21 protein-coding genes and 1 riboswitch are annotated in these 22,567 nt (G+C 72.6%); of the genes, 16 read left to right on the plus strand and 5 right to left on the minus strand.

Annotation, left to right across the window (positions count from 1 at the left end; genetic code table 11):
• Positions 1–164: 164 nt before the first annotated feature.
• From ABD978_RS23410 to ABD978_RS23420, 3 genes are all read left to right on the plus strand, one after another.
• Positions 165–305 carry a hypothetical protein gene (locus tag ABD978_RS23410; protein WP_345358281.1) on the plus strand — a complete coding sequence of 47 codons (141 nt, stop codon included), beginning with the start codon at positions 165–167 and terminating at the stop codon, positions 303–305.
• 62 nt (positions 306–367) lie between these two features.
• The gene (locus tag ABD978_RS23415; RefSeq protein WP_345358284.1) at positions 368–952 is read left to right on the plus strand and encodes a nucleotidyltransferase family protein; all 585 of its coding nucleotides are present in this window, start codon (positions 368–370) and stop codon (positions 950–952) included.
• A 144-nt stretch (positions 953–1,096) separates the two neighbouring features.
• A complete protein-coding gene (locus ABD978_RS23420) occupies positions 1,097–1,420 on the plus strand; it encodes a hypothetical protein (protein WP_345358287.1) in 324 nt (107 codons plus the stop codon).
• Positions 1,421–1,438: 18 nt separating this feature from the next.
• Here the strand turns inward: ABD978_RS23420 and ABD978_RS23425 are convergent, their stop codons facing one another.
• The 3 genes from ABD978_RS23425 to ABD978_RS23435 all read right to left on the minus strand — a co-directional run bounded on the left by ABD978_RS23425 (position 1,439) and on the right by ABD978_RS23435 (position 4,800).
• Entirely contained in the window at positions 1,439–2,635 is a 1,197-nt protein-coding gene (locus tag ABD978_RS23425; RefSeq protein ID WP_345358290.1) for a DUF6986 family protein, read from the minus strand.
• A 279-nt stretch (positions 2,636–2,914) separates the two neighbouring features.
• Positions 2,915–3,820 (minus strand): aldose 1-epimerase family protein, encoded by a 906-nt coding sequence (locus ABD978_RS23430; RefSeq protein ID WP_345358293.1) that lies wholly within the window; start codon positions 3,818–3,820, stop codon positions 2,915–2,917.
• Positions 3,821–3,861: 41 nt separating this feature from the next.
• Complete coding sequence (locus tag ABD978_RS23435; RefSeq protein ID WP_345358296.1) at positions 3,862–4,800, minus strand: oxamate carbamoyltransferase subunit AllH family protein; 939 nt, start codon at positions 4,798–4,800, stop codon at positions 3,862–3,864.
• A gap of 224 nt (positions 4,801–5,024) precedes the next feature.
• Here ABD978_RS23435 and ABD978_RS23440 point away from each other — a divergent pair, with 224 nt between their 5' ends.
• The 3 genes from ABD978_RS23440 to ABD978_RS23450 all read left to right on the plus strand — a co-directional run bounded on the left by ABD978_RS23440 (position 5,025) and on the right by ABD978_RS23450 (position 8,833).
• Entirely contained in the window at positions 5,025–6,764 is a 1,740-nt protein-coding gene (locus tag ABD978_RS23440; RefSeq protein WP_345358299.1) for a PucR family transcriptional regulator ligand-binding domain-containing protein, read from the plus strand.
• 99 nt (positions 6,765–6,863) lie between these two features.
• Positions 6,864–8,270, plus strand: coding sequence for a uracil-xanthine permease family protein (locus tag ABD978_RS23445; RefSeq protein WP_345358302.1), 1,407 nt, complete (start codon positions 6,864–6,866; stop codon positions 8,268–8,270).
• A 164-nt stretch (positions 8,271–8,434) separates the two neighbouring features.
• Positions 8,435–8,833, plus strand: a complete 399-nt coding sequence (locus tag ABD978_RS23450; RefSeq protein WP_345358305.1) for an NUDIX hydrolase — start codon at positions 8,435–8,437, stop codon at positions 8,831–8,833.
• A gap of 125 nt (positions 8,834–8,958) precedes the next feature.
• Here ABD978_RS23450 and ABD978_RS23455 read toward each other — a convergent pair whose 3' ends face one another.
• Positions 8,959–9,432, minus strand: coding sequence for a GNAT family N-acetyltransferase (locus tag ABD978_RS23455; protein WP_345358307.1), 474 nt, complete (start codon positions 9,430–9,432; stop codon positions 8,959–8,961).
• A gap of 40 nt (positions 9,433–9,472) precedes the next feature.
• Entirely contained in the window at positions 9,473–10,120 is a 648-nt protein-coding gene (locus ABD978_RS23460) for an HD domain-containing protein (protein WP_345358309.1), read from the minus strand.
• A gap of 70 nt (positions 10,121–10,190) precedes the next feature.
• A riboswitch (ZMP/ZTP riboswitch) is annotated at positions 10,191–10,272 on the plus strand.
• Between the two features lie 24 nt (positions 10,273–10,296).
• Here ABD978_RS23460 and ABD978_RS23465 point away from each other — a divergent pair.
• From ABD978_RS23465 to ABD978_RS23510, 10 genes are all read left to right on the plus strand, one after another.
• On the plus strand, positions 10,297–11,175 hold the full coding sequence (locus ABD978_RS23465) for a bifunctional 5,10-methylenetetrahydrofolate dehydrogenase/5,10-methenyltetrahydrofolate cyclohydrolase (RefSeq protein WP_345358311.1): 879 nt from the start codon (positions 10,297–10,299) through the stop codon (positions 11,173–11,175).
• 708 nt (positions 11,176–11,883) lie between these two features.
• The gene (locus ABD978_RS23470; protein WP_345358313.1) at positions 11,884–12,864 is read left to right on the plus strand and encodes a substrate-binding domain-containing protein; all 981 of its coding nucleotides are present in this window, start codon (positions 11,884–11,886) and stop codon (positions 12,862–12,864) included.
• 30 nt (positions 12,865–12,894) lie between these two features.
• Complete coding sequence (locus ABD978_RS23475; RefSeq protein ID WP_345358316.1) at positions 12,895–13,941, plus strand: galactitol-1-phosphate 5-dehydrogenase; 1,047 nt, start codon at positions 12,895–12,897, stop codon at positions 13,939–13,941.
• Positions 13,938–15,434: an FGGY-family carbohydrate kinase gene (locus ABD978_RS23480; protein WP_345358319.1), complete on the plus strand. Its 1,497-nt coding sequence runs from the start codon at positions 13,938–13,940 to the stop codon at positions 15,432–15,434. The genes ABD978_RS23475 and ABD978_RS23480 overlap by 4 nt, the downstream gene beginning before the upstream one ends.
• On the plus strand, positions 15,431–16,387 hold the full coding sequence (locus ABD978_RS23485; protein WP_345358322.1) for a sugar-binding transcriptional regulator: 957 nt from the start codon (positions 15,431–15,433) through the stop codon (positions 16,385–16,387). Before ABD978_RS23480 ends, ABD978_RS23485 begins: the two co-directional genes overlap by 4 nt.
• Positions 16,388–16,519: 132 nt before the next feature.
• Positions 16,520–17,995 carry a sugar ABC transporter ATP-binding protein gene (locus tag ABD978_RS23490; RefSeq protein WP_345358325.1) on the plus strand — a complete coding sequence of 492 codons (1,476 nt, stop codon included), beginning with the start codon at positions 16,520–16,522 and terminating at the stop codon, positions 17,993–17,995.
• A 19-nt stretch (positions 17,996–18,014) separates the two neighbouring features.
• Complete coding sequence (locus ABD978_RS23495; protein WP_345358328.1) at positions 18,015–19,013, plus strand: ABC transporter permease; 999 nt, start codon at positions 18,015–18,017, stop codon at positions 19,011–19,013.
• 25 nt (positions 19,014–19,038) lie between these two features.
• Entirely contained in the window at positions 19,039–19,950 is a 912-nt protein-coding gene (gene deoC, locus ABD978_RS23500) for a deoxyribose-phosphate aldolase (protein WP_345358438.1), read from the plus strand.
• Between the two features lie 4 nt (positions 19,951–19,954).
• Positions 19,955–21,379: an aldehyde dehydrogenase family protein gene (locus tag ABD978_RS23505; RefSeq protein ID WP_345358331.1), complete on the plus strand. Its 1,425-nt coding sequence runs from the start codon at positions 19,955–19,957 to the stop codon at positions 21,377–21,379.
• The gene (locus tag ABD978_RS23510; RefSeq protein WP_345358334.1) at positions 21,376–22,230 is read left to right on the plus strand and encodes an aldehyde dehydrogenase family protein; all 855 of its coding nucleotides are present in this window, start codon (positions 21,376–21,378) and stop codon (positions 22,228–22,230) included. Before ABD978_RS23505 ends, ABD978_RS23510 begins: the two co-directional genes overlap by 4 nt.
• Positions 22,231–22,567: the final 337 nt, after the last annotated feature.

Raw genomic sequence — 22,567 nt, forward strand, 5'->3', positions numbered from 1 at the left:
CCCGCCGGGACCGGGCCGAGGGAATTCGCGGCGGTCGTGCCACCGCGAGGGATCCAGGGGGGCTGGCCCCACCGTCCAAGAGTCGGCCTGGCCCCACTGCGCGGGCGCGCGCCGGGGCCCAGACTCGGAAGAGTCCAGCCGAACGGGGAAGAAGGCCGATCATCATGTCGCAGAACGCCCGGAAGATCGTCATGCGCCGGTTCGTCGTCGCCGCGTTCATCGCCGCGGCGGTGGCCGGAGGGACGGCGGCGGCCCCGCACCACACCGGCCACGGCGTGCTGCCACCCGTCGCCGGCCACCGCTGACGGATCCGCCGGGCTCCCGATCAGCACGTGACCGGGACCACATCGATGGATACGCTCCCAAGGTGGGGATCAGACACGCGGGCGCCCCGGCCGGGCTGTTGCTGGCCGCCGGAGAGGGGCGCCGGCTCGGTACACCGAAGGCGCTCGTCGAGATCGGCGGGGTGCGGCTCGTCGACCGTGGGGTCCGCATGCTCCACGAGGCGGGCTGTACCCCGATCGTCGTCGTCACCGGCGCCGCCGCGATCGACGTGGCCGGCGCGGTCGTCGTCCACAATCCGGACTGGCCCACGGGCATGGGCTCGTCGCTGCGCGCCGGGCTGTCGGCGCTGGCGGCCGACTGCCCGGCCGTCGTCATCGCCCTGGTCGACCAGCCGCGGGTGACCGCGGCGGCCGTGCGCCGGCTCCGCGCGGCGTACGACTCGGGGGCGCGGGCGGCGGTCGCCACCTACGCGGGCCGGCCCCGGAACCCCGTCCTCATCGCGCACGAGCACTTCGCGGAGGCGGCGGCCGGCGCCTCCGGAGACGTCGGCGCCCGCGCCTTCCTGCGCGCCCATCCCGAGCTGGTCGCCACCGTGCCCTGTGACGACGTCGCCGCCCCCGACGACATCGACACCCCTGAGGATCTCGAGCGCCTGAGCCGGCCGTGAAGCGGGAGAGGAAGGCCGGAGCGTGAAGTTTCGACTGTCAACCGGCGGGCTGACTCGCGCGTCATACTGACGCGCGGGGACGTGTATACGGTCGGATTAGATCGCCGGGCCGGGGGCACCGGCTGGAGAGGTAAGCAGCCCGCTATGACGTCTGCCTGGCCGGAGGAACCCGGCTACCACTGGGTGACGCACAATGACAGTGCCGCCTCCCACCTGCTCAAGGCCGAGAACGCCCTGGCGCGCACGCCCCCGGACACGGCGGCGGCACAGGTCCACGCCACCCTCGCCCAGGCGGAGGCGACCCTCGTGGTCGTTCACACGCTGCGCGACATCATGGCCAAGATGCGCGAGCAGACCATGGCGATCGAGGACCTGCGGCAGCTCATGGGGGTCGACGACCGCGGTGAGGACCGGCTCGTCGACGACGGCGTGCCGCTGCCCCGCCCGGGCGCGGTGGTGGACCGGTAGGGCGCCCGCCCCGCCCGATCAGCCGATCAGGTCGCGGACGTCGTCGCGGTCGACGGCGCCGCAGTCGACCGCGTGCCGCAGCCGGGCGGTCAGCGCCGCGACCGCCGCCGGGTCGTCGACGGTGGCGTCGGCCTGCCCGGCACGGTGGGCACGCAGGCGGTCGAGGGTGTCGTCCAGGCCGTTCAGCAGGAACGCGTACACCGCGGCGTAGCGGCTCGGCAGCTGCGCGACATGCAGGTCGCAGCCCTGCTGGAAGCCGTGCATCAGGGAGTAGCGGACGAGCCCGGCGTGCAGTCGCCACGCCTTGTGCACGTCCTTGGTGTCCTCGCCGGCCGGGGCGATCTTCGTCGCGCCGTCCGACAGGCGGATGCCGGTGCCGGCGAGGGTCACCTGCATGACGTGGCGTGCGTGGTCGCAGGCCGGGTGGTCGAGCCGCTGCTCCGACGGGGGCAGCCCGCACGCGGCCGTGTAGTCGTGGACGCCGAACTGCGCCGAGATGAGCCGGTCACCGGCGGCGGACACGACCTCCGGGAGACGGGCGACCGACTGCGGGGTCTCGATCTGGATCTCGAGGCGCAGCAGCCCCTCCGGCAGGCCGATCTCCGCCTCGAAGCGGGCGAGGAAGTCGGTGAAGATCCGTACGTGCTCGGGTGTCACGATCTTGGGGAAGGTCACGACGAAGCCGCCCGGCAGCCGGCCGAGGCGCTCGGCCAGCCCGGTGAGGAAGCCGTCGAGGGTGCGCATGGCGCGACCGTGCCCGCCGTCCGCGAACGACTTGACCCGCAGCCCCCAGTAATAGGGGAGGGAACGCGTCTCGTACGCCTGGGCGACCGCCTCCACGGCGGCGGCGACGTGCCCGTCCTCCTCGGCGTCGTCGCGGACGCCGTAACCGTCCTCGAAGTCGATGCGCAGGTCCTCCACCGGTTCGCGGGTCAGCTTCGCGGCGACCCGCTCCCGTACGGTCTCGGCCAGGGCCGCGTCGATGCCGAAGGCGCCCGCCGCCGCGGCACCGTCCGCGACGTGCGTCTCGAGCAGCCGCAGCGCCTCTTTCCCCAGGTCGGCCGGGGTGGTGGCGGTGAACTGGTCGGCCGGGACGTACAGGGTGTGCACCGGGCGGCGCTGGTCCGGCAGGCCGGGGTGGTGGCGGTTGTACTCCGCGCGCGCCTCCTCCACCCGGGCGCTCAGGTCGTCGACGGAGGACAGGGTCAGCTTCATGCAGTTCCTTCCCATAGACACCGCGTCACACGTTACCGATCCGGGGCCGCCCGCCCGCGGTGATCGCCGACAGGCGGGCACCGGGGCCGGGGGAGACCTCCGGGGAGTGTGATCGCGGTCCGCGGCGGTCGGTTCGCGCGGATCGCCGGTCGGTGGCCGACGATGCCCCGGGTGTGATCGCCGCCCGCGGCGGTCGGTTCGCGTGGGCCGCCGGTCAGTGGCCGACGATGCCCCGGGTGTGATCGCCGCCCGCGGCGGTCGGTTCGCGTGGGCCGCCGGTCAGTGGCCGACGATCCCCCAGGAGCCGCCGAACTTCGCGCCCGGCTCGAGCGTGATCAGGTCCGTCCCGGTGACGAACGCGTTGGGCGGGCAGGTCATCGGCTCGGCGCCCACCCCCGCCCGGCGCATGTCCCCGGGCGCCGCGTCGGCGGTGTAGATCTCCAGCCACGGATGCGCCTCGTCGGTCCACAGCGCGACCGAGCGGGCCCCGTCCTCCAAGCGCACCCACGCGCGCCCGTCCGCGTCCCGGCGCAGCTCCGTGAACGGGTTGTCGATCTTCAGGTCGCCGAGACGCCGCCCGTCGCGGAGGTCGTACGCGGTGCCGGCGACGTCCCGGGCCGCCGGATCGGGGACGGCGCGCTCGTCGACCTCCAGGTACCGGTCGGCGGGGATCGTCAGGGCGCACTCGTCCAGCGGGCGGCCCAGCGTGAGATACGGGTGCGCGCCGTGCCCGTACGGGGCGGGCCGCGTGCCGGCGTTGTGCGCCGACAGGCGTACGGTCAGGCCCTGCTCGGCGTCGAGGGAGTAGTCCACGGTCAGGTTCAACCGGAACGGATAGCCGCCGTGACCGAGGAGCCGGTACGTGAGGAGCACCCGGTGCGCCTCGTGCTCGGCGACCGCCCACGCGCCCTCGCGCACGAGGCCGTGGATGGCGTTGTCGAGCGCGCGCTCGTTGATCGGCAACTGGTACGCCTCGCCGCCGAACTCATAGCGTCCCCGATCGATCCGGTTCGGCCACGGCGCCAGCAACTGTCCCGAGGCCGCGGGCGGCTGCTCGTCGGCGTCGTGCGTGAGGACCAGCGGCCGGCCGTCCCTCGACAGCGCGCGCAGCGAACCGCCCTGCTCGGTGACGACGGCGGCGTACGGGCCGGCGGCGATCTCGTACTGGTTCCCGGAAAGTGTCATGGGTCGATTGTGGCCGGTGGGAGGACGGCGCCGTTCCCCGGTCACGGCTGACCGGAGCGCGGGGGGAGGGATCGGCCGCCGCGGTCACGGCCGCTGAGCGCGAGGGCGGCGCGGCAGCCGGTCAGCAGGCCCCAGGCGACGTCGCTGCCCGAGGTGTGACCGATGTCGATGAGGCGGCGCGCGGCGGGCGCGACGGGTTCCTGGCCGGCGATGCCCCGCAGCACGGCGGCGGTCTCCACGCTCGCCTGCCCCCGCGCGGCGCACTGCAGCAGGGTCGCCGCCAGGGCGGTCGTGCGCTCGCACGCGTACGCGGTGACGGCGGCGCCGATCCAGTCGGCCAGCCGGACGGCCCGGCCCCCGCCGGGGACCGCCCCGCCCAGCAGGCGCAGCGCGAGCAGGAGGCCGGCCAGCGCGTCGTCGCCGCTCGGCGTCAACCCGGGGCCCAGACCGACGATCCGTTCCGCCGCGTCGACGGCGTGGGCGAGGTCGCCCGCCGCGCAACTGTCGGCGAGAACGTCCGGCACCGGATGCCCGCTCAGCCCCCAGGGCCCGGCGAGCTCACCGAGCGCGCGGGCCCCGTGCGCCAGCCGGGCGAGCGACAGCGGACCGAGCACCGGAGTGGGATCCCACCAGCGGCGGATCCGCACGCGGAGCCGGGCGGCGACCTCCACGCCGCCGTCACCGATGAACGCCACGTCTCCCTCGCGGACGCCGCGGAACGGCTCCTGCCGTGCCGGCGCGGCCAGGACCACGGCGTTCGGCGGCCGGACGGCGTCCGTGGTGACGAGCGCGACGACGACCGGCTCGGCGGGCCCGTCCACCCTCAGGTACGTCGTGGCGGGGAACACCGCGACCGCGCGGGCGGCGCGCCGGGGACCGCCGAGCACGGCACGGACACCGAGGCTGGCGGCGCCGGGCAGGCTCAGGGCCGGGGCGGTGCGCGGGCCGCGTCGCCGCCCCGCGGTGGTGGACGGCCTCACCCGGACCTCCCGCGGCGCGATGGGTCGGATCGCCCCCGCCGGCCCGCACGGCGCGGACCGTCAGGTTCGGTCGCGGGGCCCCGGCCGGGGTGTCATGGTCGTGAACGTAAACCGCTCCGAGCCATGGCCGTATGGATAATCCTGCCAAGGATGCTTGCCAGCGTTCGTGTTTCTCGTCATCGTGTGATCGTTACTCGGGGGTCACTTCGGCAGATTGGGCGGCCATGTCGTCTTCTTGCGGATCTCGTCCTCCGGCTCTGCGTCCCGCCGGCTCCGGCACGCCGGCGTACGGACTGTCCGTTGAAGAGGTTCTGGAGCTGTCGACTCTGGCGGGCGCCCGGCTCGTCGCCGGGGCGGGCGGCCTCGACCGTGTCGTGCAGCGCCTCAACGTCATGGAGGTCCCCGACGTCCTCGCCTGCGTCAAGCCGCACGAGCTGCTGCTGACCACCGGCTATCCGCTGCGCCACCGTCCCGAGACCCTCGGCCGGCTGGTCGCCGACCTGGACGCCTGCGGCCTGACGGCCCTCGCCGTCAAACCGGGCCGCTATCTCGACCGCCTGCCGGACGAGATGCTCCAGCAGGCCGACCGGCTCGACTTCCCGCTGATCCGGCTGCCCGAGGACGCCGGGTTCGACGACATCCTCAACCAGGTCCTGACCGGCGTCCTCAACCGGCAGGCCGCGGTCCTGGCACGCGGGGAGGAGGTCCACCGCGCCCTCATCCAGATCGTGCTGTGCGGCGGCGGCCTGCAGGAGGTGACCGACGAGGTCGCCACCCTCCTGGACGCCGCCGTCGCCGTCCTGGACGGCGACGGCCGCCGGCTCGCGGCCTCCGGCGACGAGGCGCTCCTGGCCCGGCTGCAGAGCGCGCTGACGGACGTCCCGCCGGCCGTGGAGGGCGAGGTGCCCATGCCGGAGGTCCTCCCGGACGTGCCGCCGGCCGACGTCGCTCCGGTGTGGCCCACCGACGCCGCGCCGGGAGAGCCCGCGCCCGATCCCGCCGGGCCGGTGACGTGTGACGACGACCCCGGGACCGGGCCGATCTCGGTGCCCGTCGTCGCGGGCGGGTTCACCTACGGGCGGATGGCGGTGGCCGGGGTGGCGGCGGCCGACGTCGGGATCCTCGAACGCGTGGCCACCGTCGTCGCCCTCGTCATCACCAAGCAGCAGGCCGTGTCGGCCGTGGAGAGCAAGTACCGCGCCGACTTCCTGCGTGACGTCCTCACCGGCCGGTCCGGCGCCGACGAGCACGTCATCGCGCACAGCGCGAGTTTCGGCTGGGACCTCGGCCGGTCCGCCACCGTGGTCGTCGCCGCCCTCGACCGTGGACCGGCGCGCGGTCCCGAGGAGCGCGTCCTCCAGGACCGGCTCGTGGCCGCGTGGACCTCGGCGGTCCGGCGCCGGGACCGCAACGCCGCGGTGGCCGGATTCTCGGGCGAGGTCGTCGCGGTCGTCGCCGCCGACGCCTGCGACGTGCCGGCGCTGGCCAAGGACGCCGCCGCCGTGTTCGCCGACCAGGACCGGACGTTCTCCACCGGGGTGAGCCGGGTGGCGCAGCAGCCCGGCGACCTGCCGTCCGCGTACGACCAGGCGATCAGGGCGGTACGCGTCGGGCGGCAGATGAACGGCGACGGAGCGGTCGTGCACTTCGACGAGCTCGGCGTCTTCCGGCTGCTCAGCCTGGTCGAGGACACCGCCGAGCTGCACGCCTTCGTCCGGGAGACCCTCGGCGAACTTGCCGGTGACCAGGACCCCGAGGCCGTCGACCTGCGGCGCACCCTGCAGGTGCTGCTGGAGACCAACCTCAACGTCGCGGAGACCGCCCGCCGGCTGCACTTCCACTACAACACGCTCCGTTACCGCATCGGTAAACTGGAGCGCCTGCTGGGTCCGTTCACCGACGACGCCCATCTCCGCCTCAACCTCACGCTCGCGCTGCACGTCCTGCGCATGCGGGGAATCTGAGGCCCGACCGCCCGCGCGCGGGTCGGGCAGGCACCGGCTCCACGAGCGCGGGCGGGCCACTACGCCATGCCCGCGCGGCGACCCCCCCGGGAGGACCCCATGGCGATCGGCTGGAAACTGCACGGTGACGGGCGCACACCCGCGCCGGGCGAGGTCGTCGGACCGGACGAGCGCCTGTCCTGGGGCCGCACCGTCGGAATCGGCGCCCAGCACGTCGTCGCCATGTTCGGCGCGACGTTCGTGTTCCCCGTCGTGATGGGGCTGGACCCGAACCTCGCGATCATGATGTCCGGGATCGCGACCATCCTGTTCCTGCTGGTCTCCGCCGGGAAGGTGCCGAGCTACCTCGGCAGCAGCGCCTCCTTCGTCGGCGCCGTCGCGGCCATCCGCGCGGCCGGCGGGAGCACCGCCCAGGTGACCGGCGCGATCCTCGTCGCCGGTGCGGCGCTCGCCGTCGTCGGCCTGGTCATCCACGTCCTCGGCGCCCAGGTCATCCACCGGATCTTCCCGCCCGTGGTCACCGGCGCGGTCGTCATGCTGATCGGCTTCAACCTCGCCCCGGTCGTCGCCGACGTCTACTGGCCGCAGGACCAGTGGGTCGCGCTCGCCACCCTGGCCGTCGTCGTCCTGTGCGCCGTCGTGCTGCGCGGCTTCTGGTCGCGGATCGCGGTCCTCATCGGCCTGGTCTTCGGCTTCGTCCTGTCGTGGCTCCTCGACCGGACCGCGGGCCGGATCACCGCCCCCGACGGCAGCGGCAAGGTCACCACCCACTTCCGCGTCGACCTGAGCGGCGTCAAGACGGCGGACTGGTTCGGCCTCCCGCACTTCCACGCCCCCGATTTCAAGACCTCGGCCATCCTCGTCGCGCTGCCCCCGGTGATCGCCTTGATCGCGGAGAACACCGGCCACGTCAAGGCCGTCGCCGCGATGACCGGCGCCGACCTCGACCCGTATCTCGGCCGCGCCATCGCCGCGGACGGCGCCACCACCGTGCTGGCGACCGCCGTCGGCGGCGCACCGACCACGACGTACGCCGAGAACATCGGCGTCATGGCCGCCACGCGCATCTACTCGACCGCCGCCTACTACGTCGCCGCGATCGTCGCGGTCCTGGTCGGCCTGTGCCCGAAGTTCGGCGCGCTGGTGGCCGCCACCCCCGGCGGCGTCCTCGGCGGCATCACGGTCGTGCTGTACGGCATGATCGGCCTGCTCGGGGCGAAGATCTGGATCGAGAACCGCGTCGACTTCGGCGACCCGGTCAACCTCGTCCCCGTCGCCGCCGGCCTCATTCTGGCCATCGGCAACGTGACCCTGAAGATCACCAGCGACTTCCCGCTGCAGGGCATCGCGCTCGGCACCGTCGCCGTCCTGCTCGGCTACCACGTCCTCAACGCCGTCCAGCGCACCCCGCGCGACACCGGCGCGGGCGTCATCGCGCCCGGCGAGCGCGACGTCGTCCCCGGCGCCCCGGAGCGCCGCCCCGAGACCGACGAAGACGCACGGTGATCCGGTAAGGGCCTGGTGGATGGTCACGAAATGCCCACGCGACCCGAGCCGCCCGGCTTCGCCCGGCGCTCCACGGCGGCCCGCGACGCCCGCCCCCGGGCGGCGCGTGCCACGCTCGGTAGGGTCGGGCGGGTCAGGGTCGTCCGGGGATCGGAGCAGGCGAGATGTCGGTCATCGACAAGGTGGCGTGGGTCAGGGTCGAGGATGGCAGGGTCCTCAGCACGCGTTCGCGTGGCAAGGACGCCTACTACTTTCCCGGCGGCAAGCGGGAGGCGGGGGAGAGCGACATGCAGACCCTGGCCCGCGAGGTCCGGGAAGAGCTCACCGTCTCGATCGTCCCCGAGACGGTGGCGCCCCTGGGCACGTACGAGGCGCAGGCGCACGGCCATCGGGACGGCGTGACGGTGCGGATGACCTGCTATATCGGCGACTATCACGGCACTCTCGAGCCCAGTAGCGAGATCGAGGAGGTCGTCTGGCTCTCCTACGCCGACCGTGACCGGGTGTCCCCGGTCGATCAGCTCATCTTCGACGACCTGCGGGCGTCCGGTCACCTCCGCTGAGCGCCTGCGATACCGCCTCCCGCCCTTCCGGGGTCCCGGGCCGCTCGTGCGACGGTAGTGAATTCGCTCACTGGCGTTCACTGCGCCGTAGGGGCAGCGATCGCCAGGGATCAGGGCCCGGGGGCTCAGTGGCCGAGGTGCTTCTCGAACCAGTGGTCGGCGTACGGCCCGTTGTTGTACGGCTCGATCTCCCGGTATCCCTGGGCGGCGTACAGGGCGCGGGCCTCGACCAGGTCGCGGCGGGTGTCGAGGCGCATCGTGCGCGCGCCGAGCCGGAGCGCCGCGTCCTCGGCCGCCGCCAGCAGCGCGCGGCCGCCGCCGGTGCGCCGCCCGGCCGGGATGACGTACAGCCGGGTCAGCTCCGCGACGCCGGGGGAGATCAGCCGCAGGCCGACGCAGCCGGACGGCACCCCGGCGTACCGCCCCACCAGGAAGCAGGCGAGGTCGTCGCTGGGATCCTCGGCCATCGCGGCGTCGACCTCGGCCTCGGTGGCCGGCCTGCCGTAGTAGCGCGAGGCGACGTCGGTGAAATAGGTCCGCAGCAGCCCCGCCGTCTCGACCGGTTCGGGGCCGATCGCCCAGGTCGCTTCAGTGATCACCGGCACACCGTACTGAGCTGCGGCGAATGACCGAACCCCATTATTCGGACCAGGGCGACTCCAGGATGGTCGTCACGAAGTCGCCGCGGGTGAAACCGGGCACGTAGTGGGCCAGGACGTCGGCCTTGACGTTGCCGAAGGTCGTCTCGGGGCGCGGCGCGACACCCTCGGTGAAGGCCCGGAGGATGCGCCGCTTGAAATCCGGCCTCGGATGCAGCGCGACGACCGCCGCCCGGTCGGCGTCGCTGATGGAGTCGTAGCCGATGCCCAGCACGTCGTACTCGACGCCGGCGGTGACCAGGGCGACCTCCGGCTCCAGGTACTCGGGGATGCCGGGTGTGGTGTGCAGGGCGATGGCCGTCCAGACCCGCCGGACGCTGTCCTCGGGCACACCGTGTCGCCGCAGGAAACGACGGGCCTCGTCGGCGCCGTCCACCTCGAACCGCCGCCCGCTGCCGCGGTGCGCCTCGCCCAGGCCCACGTCGTGGAACATCGCGCCGATGTAGAGCAGCTCCGGATCCCAGCTCAGGCCGCGCGCCCGGCCCTGGAGACTGCCGAACCAGTACACCCGCCGCGAGTGGTGGTAGATCAGCTCGTCCGTGACGTCGCGGATCAACTCGGTGGCCTCGGCGGCCAGCTTCGTGTCCGGCACGGTGACACCGGCCGCCGACCGTTCGGAGATCGTCATCGAACACCCCCCGGGAACGCGAGTCCTGCCCCAGAGAGTGTTCCCGGTGCGAGCGGAGTCACTAGAGTGAATCTCGGGCCGTGACTGGCGCTGAGGTGGAGCACCACCGGGGAGCGGCCCGCTCGATCGTGCCGTGCGCCTGGGCCGCCCTCACGCAGACCGTTCAGGAGCAGCCCGTGACCCAGACGCACACCGCCCGTCTCATGGACGGCGCGGGCCCGGCCCGCCGCATCGTCGAGCGCAGCGCCGCCAGGGCCGCGCAGATCACCCGGGAGACCGGCACGCCGCCGTGCCTGGCGACCGTGCTGGTCGGCGACGACCCCGCGTCCGTGACCTACGTCCGCATGAAGCGCGCCCGCTGCGAGAAGGCCGGCATCGCCTCGCGGCACGTGGGACTGCCGGCCACCACCACGACGGCGGAGCTGGTCGACGCCGTCACCGCCCTGTCGCAGGACCCTGGAGTGCACGGCATCCTGCTCCAGCATCCGGTCGGACCGCACATCGACGAGCGCGCCGCCTTCGAGGCCATCGCGCCGGGGAAGGACGTCGACGGGCTCACGCTGCACTCGTTCGGCGCGATGAGCTTCGGGCTGCCGGGCTTCGCGTCCTGCACGCCCGGCGGCATCATGCGGCTGCTGGAGGAGTACGACGTCGAGCTCACGGGCCGGCACGCCGTCGTGGTCGGCCGGAGCGCCATCCTCGGCAGGCCCGTGGGGATGATGCTGCTGGCCGGCGACGCCACGGTCACGTACTGCCACTCGCGCACGGCCGACCTGGCGTCGATCGTGCGGCAGGCCGACATCCTGGTCGCCGCCGTCGGCCGGCCGCGGTTCATCCGCGGCGAGGACGTCAAGCCCGGCGCCGTCGTGATCGACGCCGGCTACAACCCCGGCAACGTCGGTGACGTGGACTTCGAGACCGCCCTCACCCGCGCGAGCCTCATCACGCCGGTCCCCGGCGGTGTGGGCCCCATGACCATCGCCGTCCTGCTCGAACAGACCGTGCAGGCCGCGGCCCGCCAACTGGGCCTGGAATCCGACGAGAAAGCCGGATGAATTCCCCTGCGCGGCTCCGGTGCGTCCCGATGTTCGCGGGCGTTCGGCGTGGTTTTGCCGTCCGTTATGAGGTCCCAAGATGTCGGCGAGGATCCGGCCGTGATCTTCGGCGCTCAGAGTGCGATCAGCCGCTCGACGCGGCGCATGGTCTGGCGCGGCTCATGTAGGCGCGGACCTCGCTGAGACGGCGGCGCCTACGGGCGATCGCTCATGCTCGGCCAGGATCTGCGGCGGAGGTTCGGCGCGCTCTTCATGGAGCGCGCCGATACCTTTTTCGGCACATTTCGGCAGAATGGCAAGGCCCGAGGTGAGGCACAAGTTCGACGGCCTCCCCGGTGCGATCACGACCTTTTGATCATCCGCGTCGGTAATGGCGCATGGGGCGCGTCCTGATCCCTGGTGTCCTGTGCGTTTTATGCGCAGCGGACGCCGGTGACCATGCCGTGGCCGCAGGGGCGGTGACGTGCGGTCGGGGTTTGGCGGAGCGGGGCGGCGGGTCTCAACGCGCGTGGACCGCGGCGTGGTCGTCGGCTCGATCGGCCGCCCCGTCGGAGCAGTGGATCCGCAGGTCAGCTGCGATGTTCGCCATCTTCAGCGGTCGGGGGACGAGGTGACCGCGCTCACATGAGCAAAGTATTACGCACATGTTGCGCCCTTGTGAACGCCGCGCCTACGGTCTGGTGCCCAGAAACGGACCTGGAGGGCAGAATGCGAAGGATCTCCCTTGTTGGGGCGGTTGCGGCGATCGCCGTGGCCGCGACGGCGTGTTCGGTGTCGACGCAGCCGGGCGGTACCTCGGCCGCGGACACCAAGAAGAGCGGCCAGTTGGTCATCGGCTTCAGCGAGGTCACCCAGCAGTCCCCCTTCTACGTACAGCTCAAGAACGGCGCCCAGCAGGCCGCGGCCAAGGCCGGGGCGAAGCTGCTCTTCGCCGACGCGAACGGCGACGTCACGAAGCAGAACAACGACATCCAGGACCTGATCACCCGCGGCGTGAACGTCCTGCTGGTGAACCCGGTCGATCCGAAGGGCGTCGCCCCCGGCCTCGCCGCGGCGAAGGCGGCGAACATCCCGGTCATCACCGTGGACCGCCCAGTGCCCTCCGGCGCGCTCTCCCACGTCGGCCGGGACAACGTGAAGATGGGCCAGATCGTGGGCGAGCGGGTCGCCAAGGCGCTCGGGCCCGCCGGCGGCAAGGTCATCGAGATCCAGGGCGACGCCGGTGGCGCGGTGGCCCGGGACCGCCGGGACGGCTTCCACAAGGGGGTGGCGTCCAACCCGAAGATCAAGATCGTCGAGGGGCCGTACTGCGACTACATCAGGTCCAAGGCGGTCACCGCGATGCAGGACCTCCTGCAGGCGAACCCCGACGTGAAGGCCGTGTACGCCCACAACGACGACATGGCGCTCGGGGTCCTGCAGGTGCTGCGCGAGAACAAGCGCACCGACGTCAAGGTCGCCGGGGTCGACGGGCTGATGGAGGCGGTCAAGCAGATCCCGAACGGGCAGTACGTCGCCACCGCGCTCAACGACCCGATCCATGAGGGCGAACTGGCCGTGCAGACCGCGGCAAAGGCGCACGACGGCGGGCAGGCGCCCTCCTACGTCGACGCCGGCACGGCCCTCGTCGATCCGTCGAACGCCGCCGGACTCGCCGGCGCCACCGTCTTCGCCCGGTCCTCCTCGTGACCCGGGACAGATCCACAGAAAGGAACGTTCGTGCCTGAGACCATGCGTGCGGCCGTCCTCCACGCGCCCGGCGACATCCGCGTCGAGGAGGTGCCCAGGCCGGAGCCGGGGCCGGGGGAGGCGCTGGTCAAGGTGGCGGCCTGCGGGGTGTGCGGTTCCGACATCGCCCGCATGCTGAGCGCCGGCGCCCACCGGATGCCGATCATCTGCGGACACGAGTTCGCCGGCGTCGTCGTCGCGACCGGTCCCGGCGCGGACGGGGTGGCCGAGGGCGACCTAGTGTCCGTGCCTCCGCTGATCCCCTGCTTCGCCTGCGACCCCTGCCGGCAGGGGAAGTTCAGCCTCTGCGCCGACTACGACTACTTCGGCAGCAGGCGGGACGGCGCCTACGCGGAGTACGTCACGGTGCCGTCGTCGAACCTCTTCCGTGTCGACGACCGGGTGGCCCCGGAGGCGGCCGCGATGATCGACCCGGCCGCCATCGCCCTGCACGCGATCTGGCGGACCCGGCTCGGCATCGGCCAGCGGGTCGCCGTGATCGGGGCCGGGCCGATCGGCCTGTTCGCGGTGCAGTGGGCGCGGCTGGCGGGTGCCTCCGAGGTGCTGGCGGTCGACGTGAACGACCAGAAGGTCGCGATGGCGCGCGAGGCCGGGGCGGGCCAGACCGCGACCGGCGCGGAGGAGGCGCGTGACCTCGCGGGCGACGGCTACCACGTCGTCATCGAATCGGCCGGCAACCCGGCGACCGTGGACCTGGCGGCCGCGCTGTGCGCCCGGCACGGTGAGGCGGCCTTCATCGGGATCCCCCACGCCCCGGTGGAGTTCGCCAAATCGACCTTCAACACCTTCCTCCGCCGCGAGATCAGCCTCCACGGCGCGTGGAACTCCTTCTCCGCGCCGTTCCCCGGCGACGAATGGCGGGCGACGGCCGACGCCATGGCGGCCGGATCCCTGCGCTGGAAGTTCATGATCACGCACGAGCTCGGTCTCGACGCGCTCCCGGAGACGATGCGCCGGCTCGGCGAACGCTCGATCTTCAGCTCGAAGGTGCTGTTCCGGCCGGGGGAGGAGACATGACCGCGCTGCTGGCGATCGACCTCGGGACGGAGGGGGCCCGCGTCGCCGTGTTCGACGCGGACGGGCGGGTCCTGGGCACCGGAGAGCACGGGTACCCGACGCGGTACCCGCGACCGGGCTGGGCCGAACAGGACCCCGACGAGTGGTGGCGCGCCATCGTCGTCGCCGCTCGTACGGCGCTGACGACGGCGGGCGACCCGGAGGTGACGGGCGTCGGGTTGGCGACGACCGCCTCGACGGTCGTCGTGCTCGACGAGGCGGGACGCCCGCTCCGTCCGGCGATCCTGTGGATGGACTCCCGGGCCGGTGCCGAATCCGACCTGACGGCGGAGAGCGGCCATGAGGTGCTGCGTTACGCCGGCGGGGCCGACGCCGTGGAGTGGCTGGTCCCGAAGGCGATGTGGCTGGCGCGCAACGAGCCGGAGACGTACCGCTCCGCCGCCCGCATCGTCGAGGCGGTCGACTACCTGACCTGGCGGTTGACCGGCACGTGGACCGGCTCGCGGATGAACGCCTGCTGCAAGGCCAATCACGTCGCGCGCGGCGAGGGGTATCCGGCCGGGCTGTACGACCTGCTCGGCGTGCCGGATCTGGCGAAGAAGCTGCCGCCCGTCGTGCTGCCGGTGGGCGCGCCCGCGGGTGAGGTGACCCGCGGGGCGTCGGCGGAGCTCGGGCTGCGGGGCCGTCCGGTCGTCGCCGTCGGCGGCATCGACGCGCACATGTCCCTGCTGGCGACAGGAGGCCTGTCGCCGGGCCGCCTGTCGATGGTCTGCGGCACGTCCAACGCCTTCGTCGCCGAGATTGAGGAACCGGTGTTCACCCCCGCCATCTGGGGTCCGTACCCGGACGCCCTCCGCGACGGCTTCTGGCTCGTCGAAGGGGGACAGGTATCGGCCGGCGCCGTGCTGCGCTGGGTGTGCGAGGACATCCTCGGCGGAACGCGCGAGCGGCTGCCGGAACTCCTCGCCGAGGCGGAGCGGGTCCGTCCCGGCGAGCACGGGCTGGTCGTCCTCGACTACTTTATGGGCAACCGGACGCCGCTGCGCGACCCCCGGCTGCGCGGCGCCGTTCTCGGGCTGACGCTGGGCACCACACCGGCGCAGCTGTACCGCGCGGCCGTGGAAGGTGTCGCGTACGGGACGCGTCAGGTCCTGGACTCCTTCCTGGACGCCGGGGTGCCGGTCGAGGACATCTATGTCTCCGGCGGCATTCGCCGCAACCCGCTGTGGCTGCGCGTCACCGCGGACGTGCTGGGCCGGCCGCTGCGGTTGGTGGCCGGTGACAACCTGACGCTGCGCGCCTGCGCGGTCATCGCCGCGGCCGTCACCGACGAGCATCCGGACCTGGCCGCCGCGGCGGCGGCGTTCACGCCGGTGACCACGCTCGTCGAGCCGTCCCCCGCGGACGCCTACGACGAGGGCTACGCGCTGTACCGGCAGGCCACGGAGGCGACCCGGGACCTGGCCCACGCCCTGAGCGGGGGACGGCGATGACCGCCGAGGAACCGGAGTACGAGCACCAACTGCTGCGCGTCGCCGAGATGTACTACGAAGGCGACCTGACGCAGGAGCAGATCGGCCGCGCGCTGCACCTGACCCGCTGGAAGGTCGGGCGCATGCTCGCCGAGGCCCGCGCCGCCGGCATCGTGCGGATCCAGATCGTCCACCCGCGGCATCGCCGGCACGCGCTGGAACGCGCCCTGACCCAGCGCTATGGCCTGCGGGACGCGGTCGTCGTCCCCGCCGACGACACCGCGGACGACGTCGAACTGCGCGACCGGGTGGCGTCCGCGGCGGCGCAGTACCTCGCCGACCTGCGCCCCGCGCCCCGCACCCTCGGCGTCTCATGGGGCCGTACGCTCGACGCGGTCGCCGGCCACATCCCCTCCGGCTGGGCACGGGGCGTGCACGTCGTCCAGGTCAACGGAGGGCTGAGCCGCTCGCGCAGGCCGACGTCGGCGTCCGACATGGCCAGCCGCATCGCCCATCACGGCGGTGGCACCGTCACCTTGCTGCCCGTCCCGGCCATCGTCGAGCAGGACGCGACCCGTGCGGCGCTGGAGAGCGAACGGTCAGTGGCCGACGTGCTGAAACTCGCCCGGCACTGCGGCGCCTACCTGTTCAGCCCCGGCGCGCTGACGCATGACTCGGTGCTCGTGGAGTCCGGCTACCTCACCTCCGCCGACGTCGACGCACTCGCCGCGGCCGGGAGCGTCGGCGACGTCGTCGGCCGGTTCATCGACACGGACGGCCAGGTCGTCCGCGAGGACCTCGATCGCCGCACCCTCGGCGTGGCGCTGGAGGACCTGCGCGCCGGCACCTCGTCGATCGCCGTGGCCGCCGGCGCCGCCAAGCACCGGGTCTGCCACGCGATCGTCGCGAGCGGCATCTGCAACGTCCTCGTCACCGACCATCGCACCGCCGACCACCTGCTGGAGGCCGCATGAGTGAGCGGAGCGAGCGAATCATGAGCGCAGCCTCTCTGGTCGCTCCGCCGACGGAGGAGGCCGCATGAGTGAGCGGAGCGAGCGAATCATGAGCGCAGCCTCTCTGGTCGCTCCGCCGACGGAGGAGGCCGCATGACACCTCTCCTGGAGATGAAGGGCGTCGTCAAGCGCTTCCCCGGCACGGTCGCCTGCGCCGGCGCCGACCTGTCCGTCCACGCGGGCGAGGTCCACTGCCTGCTCGGTGAGAACGGCGCCGGCAAGAGCACCCTGATGAAGATCCTCGCCGGTTCGTACCGGCCGGACGAGGGTGAGATCCTCCTCGACGGCCGGCCGCTGCGTCTGGCCGGTCCGCACGAGGGCATCACCGCCGGGATCAGCGTCATCTACCAGGAACTGGACCTCGCGCCCGACCTCACGGTCGCGCAGAACCTGTTCCTGGGGCGGGCGCCGGCCAGTGGTCCGTTCGTCCGGCGCCGGCGGCGGTCCGCGCTGGCCGCCGAGTTCATCGAGCGGGTCGGCGGGTCGTTCTCACCGGACGCGCGGGTGCGCGACCTGCCCATCGCCGCCCAGCAGCTCACCGCCATCGCGAAGGCGCTGACCTGTGACGCCAAGGTGATCGTCATGGACGAGCCGTCGGCGACCCTCGGCGCGGAGGAGCTCAAGGTCGTCTTCTCCGTCATCCGGGACCTGGTGGCCGAGGGCCGGGCGGTGATCTACATCTCCCACCGGCTCGACGAGGTGTCCGAGATCGGCGACCGGGCGACGGTCATGCGCGACGGACGCAGCGTCGCCGTCTTCGACCTGGCGACGACCGGCCACGACGAACTGGTCGCGGCGATGATCGGGCAGGCGCGCGACCTCGTGCGCCGTGCGGACCGGCCCGTGCCCGGCGGCGATCCGCTGCTGACCATCGACCGCGTCCGGATCGGCGGCCTCCTCGACGTCGCCGGAATCGACGTACGGCCCGGGGAGATCGTCGGGCTCGCCGGGCTCGGCGGCGCCGGGCGGACGACGCTGCTGAGCGCGCTGTTCGGCGCCGTCCGCGGCGAGGTCAGCGCCCGGCTGGGCGGCCGTCCCCTGCCGGTCGCGGGCCCGCGTACCGCCGTGCGGCAGGGACTCGCCCTGGTACCGGAGAACCGCAAGGAGGAGGGGCTCCTCCTCGGTCTGTCCGTCGCCCGGAACGCCGCCATCTCTGCGCTGGGCTGGACGATGCCGCGCTCCCGAGGCCGGCGGATGACCGCTCCGATCCTCGGCGATCTCGGGGTCAAGCACGCCTCGCCCGAACAGCCGGTCGGCCAGTTGTCCGGCGGGAACCAGCAGAAGGTGGTCCTCGCCAAGTGGATCACACGCGGTGTACGGGTGCTGCTGCTGGACGAGCCCACCCGCGGCCTGGACATCGGCGCCAAGGCCGACCTGTACCGCCAGGTGCGCCGCCTCGCCGACGACGGCGTCGCCGTCCTGCTCGCCAGCAGCGAGCTGAGCGAGCTCACCGCGCACGCCGACACGATCTGGGTGCTGCACGAGGGGCGGAACGTCGCCCGCTTCGATCCGCGGACCACCCCCGAGGCCGACATCGCGCAAACCGTCATCACTGGGAGCCACACATGACCGAGCGAAGCGAGGGCTCATGACCCAGACCGCGCCTGAGACCAGGCTCACGTGGACCGGCGCCCTCACCCGCCGGCGGGGGCTCGACCTGATCCGCGGCTCGAATCTCCTGCTCGTCTTCCTGCTGTTGTGCGTCGTGGCGTCGTTGCTGGCGCCGGAGTTCCTCACCACGCGCAACATCTCCAACCTTCTCCAGCAGTCCAGCCTCACCGGCATCGTCGCGGTCGGCATGACGATGGTCATCCTCACCGCCGGCATCGACCTGTCGGTGGGCAGCACCGCCGCGTTCGCCGGGATGCTCGTCGCCGTCCTGATCGCGCACGGCGTGAATCCCGTCCTCGCCCTGCTGGCGACCCTCGTCGCCGGCGCGGTCGCCGGCCTGCTCATGGGCGGCCTGTCGGCGTACCTGTCCCTGCCCAGTTTCATGACCACCCTCGCCGGGCTGACGAGCATCCGGGGCCTGACCTACCTGCTCACCGGGGGCACCCCGGCCGGCGGGAACCTCCCGCAGGGCTTCCGTCTTCTCGGCGGCGGTTTCATCGGCTACGTCCCGATCGTCGGCCTGATCTTCATCGGCGTCACGATCGTCGCCGGGCTGGTGCTGCGCGCGACGACCTTCGGCGAGTACGTCTACGCGGTCGGCAGCAATCGCGAGGCGGCGCGCCTGTCCGGACTGCCCGTCCGCGCGGTCACCGCCGCCGTCTTCGTGATCAGCGGCCTGCTCGCCGCGCTCGCCGGAATCCTCCTGACCTCGCGCCTGACCATCGGCCAGCCGACGGCGTTCAACGGCCTCGAACTCGACGCGATCGCGGCGGTCGTCCTCGGCGGCACTAACCTGTTCGGCGGGCGCGGCGGCGTGTTCGGCACCTTCATCGCGGTGCTGTTGCTGTCCGTCCTGCACAACCTGTTCAATCTTCTGGGGTTGAGCTCGTTCTTCCAGATGGTCGTCACCGGCGTCATCCTGGTGGCGGCGCTCATCCTCAACCGGCTACTCGAGCACAGGGGGAACCGTGCCTGACCTGGCTACCTTCGCGGACACGGCCATGTCGCCGGCCGAGCTCCGCGGCTTCCTGCACGGTCTGCCGGCGGTGGACCAAGTGGGAGCGGAGGAGCGGGCCGCGCGCCTGGCGACCCGTTCGATCAAGAAGGCGGCGAAGGCGTACGCGATCGACCTGGCGATCTCGATGGTCGACCTGACGACGCTCGAGGGCGCGGACACCCCCGGCAAGGTGCGGGCGCTGTGCGCCAAGGCCGCCCATCCGGACCCGGCCGACGCGAGCGTGCCGAAGGTCGCGGCGGTCTGCGTCTACTCCGACCTCGTCGGCGAGGCGGTGCGCGCGCTGGACGGCACGGGGATCGGGGTCGCGAGCGTCGCGACGGCGTTCCCGTCGGGGCGGGCCCCGCTCGACGCCAAGCTCGCCGACACCCGCCGGGCGATCGACGACGGCGCCACCGAGATCGACATGGTGATCGACCGCGGCGCGTTCCTCGCGGGCGACCTCGGGAAGGTGTACGACGAGATCGTCGCGGTCAAGGCCGAGTGCGGCGACGTGCACCTGAAGGTCATCCTGGAGACCGGCGAACTGGTCACCTACGACAACGTACGGCGGGCGTCGTGGCTGGCGATGCTGGCCGGCGCCGACTTCATCAAGACCAGCACGGGCAAGGTGAGCCCGGCCGCCACACTGCCGGTCACCCTGGTGATGCTGGAGGCCGTGCGCGACTTCCGGGCGGCGACGGGCCGCCAGGTGGGCGTCAAACCGGCCGGCGGCATCCGCACGACCAAGGACGCGATCAAGTACCTCGTGCTCGTGAACGAGACGGCCGGGCCGGACTGGCTGACGCCCGACTGGTTCCGGCTCGGCGCGTCCAGCCTGCTCAACGACCTGCTGATGCAGCGCCGCAAGCTCACGACCGGCGTGTACGGCGGTCCCGACTACTTCACGATGGACTGAGCGGATGAGTTTCGAGTACGCCCCCGCGCCGGAGTCACGGGACATCGTCGACATCAAGCCGTCGTACGGCCTGTTCGTCGACGGTGAGTTCGTCGAGGCGAAGAACACCTTCAAGACCATCGACCCGGCCACCGAGGAGACCCTGGCCGAGGTCGCCGAGGCCGGCGCCGACGACGTCGACCGCGCCGTCGCGGCGGCCCGCCGCGCGTACGACACGGTGTGGGGCCCGATGCCGGGCGCCGAACGGGCGAAGTACCTCTTCCGGATCGCGCGGCTGATCCAGGAACGGTCGCGCGAGCTGGCCGTCCTGGAGTCCATCGACAACGGCAAGCCGATCCGCGAGTCGCGGGACGTCGACCTGCCCCTGGTCGCCGCGCACTTCTTCTACTACGCGGGCTGGGCCGACAAGCTCCCGCACGCCGGGTTCGGCCCCGACCCGAGGCCGCTGGGCGTCGCCGGCCAGGTCATCCCCTGGAACTTCCCGCTGCTGATGCTGGCGTGGAAGGTCGCGCCGGCGCTGGCCTGCGGCAACACCGTCGTCCTGAAGCCGGCCGAGACGACTCCGCTGACGGCGCTGGCGTTCGCCGAGATCTGCGCGCAGGCGGAGCTGCCGCCCGGCGTCGTGAACATCCTCACCGGGGCGGGGGAGACGGGCCGCGCGCTGGTCGAGCACCCCGGGATCGACAAGGTCGCCTTCACCGGGTCGACCGAGGTCGGCCGGCAGATCGCCCGTTCGGTCGCCGGGACGGACAAGAGGCTCACGCTGGAGCTGGGCGGCAAGGCGGCCAACATCGTCTTCGACGACGCGCCGCTCGACCAGGCCGTCGAGGGCATCGTCAACGGCATCTTCTTCAACCAGGGCCACGTGTGCTGCGCCGGTTCGCGGCTGCTCGTGCAGGAGTCGGTCGTCGACGGGCTGCTCGACCGGCTGAAGGCGCGGATGGCGACGCTGCGGGTCGGCGACCCGCTGGACAAGAACACCGACGTCGGCGCGATCAACTCGGCGGCCCAGCTGGCGAAGATCCGCGAACTGTCCGACAGTGGTGAGGCGGAGGGCGCGACCCGCTGGTCGCCGCCGTGCGAGCTGCCCGAGCGGGGGTTCTGGTTCGCGCCGACCGTGTTCACCGGCGTCGCGGCCTCGCACCGGATCGCCCGCGAGGAGATCTTCGGCCCGGTCCTGTCGGTGCTGACGTTCCGTACGCCGGCCGAGGCGGTCGAGAAGGCGAACAACACGCCGTACGGCCTGTCGGCGGGCATCTGGACCGACAAGGGGTCGCGCATTCTGTGGATGGCCGAGCGGCTCCGGGCCGGGGTCGTCTGGGCGAACACCTTCAACAAGTTCGATCCCGCCTCGCCCTTCGGCGGGTACAAGGAGTCCGGTTTCGGGCGCGAGGGCGGACGGCACGGGCTGGAGGCCTACCTTCGATGAGCGAGCGGTTGAGTGTTCGCAAGACCTACAAGCTGTTCATCGGGGGCGCGTTCCCCCGGTCGGAGTCCGGCAGGACCGTCATCGTGAACGACGCCAAGGGAAAGTTCCTGGCCAACGCCGCGCGGGCCTCGCGCAAGGACGTCCGGGACGCGGTCGTGGCCGCGCGCAAGGCCCAGGCCGGCTGGGCGGGCCGGACCGGCTACAACCGCGGCCAGATCCTCTACCGCGTCGCGGAGATGCTGGAAGGGCGCCGCGGCCAGTTCGCCGAGGAGCTGCGCGGCGCCGGCCTCGGCAAGACGGCCGCCGCCGCTGAGGTCGACGCGGCGATCGACCGCTGGGTCTGGTACGCCGGGTGGGCCGACAAGATCGCGCAGGTGACGGGGTCGGCCAACCCCGTCTCCGGGCCGTTCTTCAACTTCTCCACGCCCGAGCCCACCGGCGTGGTGGGCGTCGTCGCGCCGGACTCGCCGCTGCTCGGGCTCGTGTCGGTGATCGCGCCGGTGATCGCGACCGGCAACACGGCGGTCGTCGTCGCCTCGGAGCCCGCACCGCTCCCGGCGATCACCCTCGCCGAGGTCCTCGCCACCTCCGACGTGCCGGGCGGCGTCGTCAACCTCCTCACCGGGCACCGCGCCGAGCTGGCCCCCTGGCTCGCCTCCCACCAGGACGTCAACGCGATCGACCTGGCCGGCGCGCCGGACGACCTGGCGGCCGACTGCGCGCGGGCGGCGGCGGACAACCTCAAGCGGGTGCACCGCCCGGTCACCGACGACTGGACCGCCGACCCCGGTACCGCCCGGATGACCGCGTTCCTGGAGACCAAGACCGTCTGGCACCCCGTCGGCGTCTGAGTCCGCAGGACGATCTTTTCGGTGGAACAGGGATGGTGCCCGCGGCGCGACTGCGCCGCGGGCACCATCGTTTCGGCTAGCGCCGCGTCGTACAACCTTGTTCGTGTAATCGGGTCGCTTTCAGCGGGCACCGCGACTTGGTCGGCGGCGCCAACATCGCCCACCGAACTCCGGTGGGGGACACATCACCACCGGTAAGCAGAACCCGTTCCCGGTGGTGATCACGCACCGTCGAGCCGGACGGCACCTCCCCGGTGCTGGACGGTCCCGGCGTGACCCCCGACGACGCCCCCATCACGGCACCGCACAAGGGTCCCCTGGCCGGCCGAGGCCCGCC

It is taken from the genome of Actinoallomurus liliacearum (assembly GCF_039542035.1).
GTDB lineage: Bacteria > Actinomycetota > Actinomycetes > Streptosporangiales > Streptosporangiaceae > Actinoallomurus > Actinoallomurus liliacearum.

Bases quoted from the DNA above. Each gene is read 5' to 3' on its own strand.
- ABD978_RS23440 (WP_345358299.1), top strand. From the start codon at position 5,025: ATGTCGTCTTCTTGCGGATCTCGTCCTCCGGCTCTGCGTCCCGCCGGC.
- ABD978_RS23450 (WP_345358305.1), top strand. From the start codon at position 8,435: ATGTCGGTCATCGACAAGGTGGCGTGGGTCAGGGTCGAGGATGGCAGG.
- ABD978_RS23460 (WP_345358309.1), bottom strand. From the start codon at position 10,120: ATGACGATCTCCGAACGGTCGGCGGCCGGTGTCACCGTGCCGGACACG.
- deoC (WP_345358438.1), top strand. From the start codon at position 19,039: ATGTCGCCGGCCGAGCTCCGCGGCTTCCTGCACGGTCTGCCGGCGGTG.
- ABD978_RS23510 (WP_345358334.1), top strand. From the start codon at position 21,376: ATGAGCGAGCGGTTGAGTGTTCGCAAGACCTACAAGCTGTTCATCGGG.
- ABD978_RS23495 (WP_345358328.1), top strand. From the start codon at position 18,015: ATGACCCAGACCGCGCCTGAGACCAGGCTCACGTGGACCGGCGCCCTC.
- ABD978_RS23470 (WP_345358313.1), top strand. From the start codon at position 11,884: ATGCGAAGGATCTCCCTTGTTGGGGCGGTTGCGGCGATCGCCGTGGCC.
- ABD978_RS23410 (WP_345358281.1), top strand. From the start codon at position 165: ATGTCGCAGAACGCCCGGAAGATCGTCATGCGCCGGTTCGTCGTCGCC.
- ABD978_RS23430 (WP_345358293.1), bottom strand. From the start codon at position 3,820: ATGACACTTTCCGGGAACCAGTACGAGATCGCCGCCGGCCCGTACGCC.
- ABD978_RS23485 (WP_345358322.1), top strand. From the start codon at position 15,431: ATGACCGCCGAGGAACCGGAGTACGAGCACCAACTGCTGCGCGTCGCC.
- ABD978_RS23420 (WP_345358287.1), top strand. From the start codon at position 1,097: ATGACGTCTGCCTGGCCGGAGGAACCCGGCTACCACTGGGTGACGCAC.
- ABD978_RS23480 (WP_345358319.1), top strand. From the start codon at position 13,938: ATGACCGCGCTGCTGGCGATCGACCTCGGGACGGAGGGGGCCCGCGTC.
- ABD978_RS23505 (WP_345358331.1), top strand. From the start codon at position 19,955: ATGAGTTTCGAGTACGCCCCCGCGCCGGAGTCACGGGACATCGTCGAC.
- ABD978_RS23490 (WP_345358325.1), top strand. From the start codon at position 16,520: ATGACACCTCTCCTGGAGATGAAGGGCGTCGTCAAGCGCTTCCCCGGC.
- ABD978_RS23425 (WP_345358290.1), bottom strand. From the start codon at position 2,635: ATGAAGCTGACCCTGTCCTCCGTCGACGACCTGAGCGCCCGGGTGGAG.
- ABD978_RS23445 (WP_345358302.1), top strand. From the start codon at position 6,864: ATGGCGATCGGCTGGAAACTGCACGGTGACGGGCGCACACCCGCGCCG.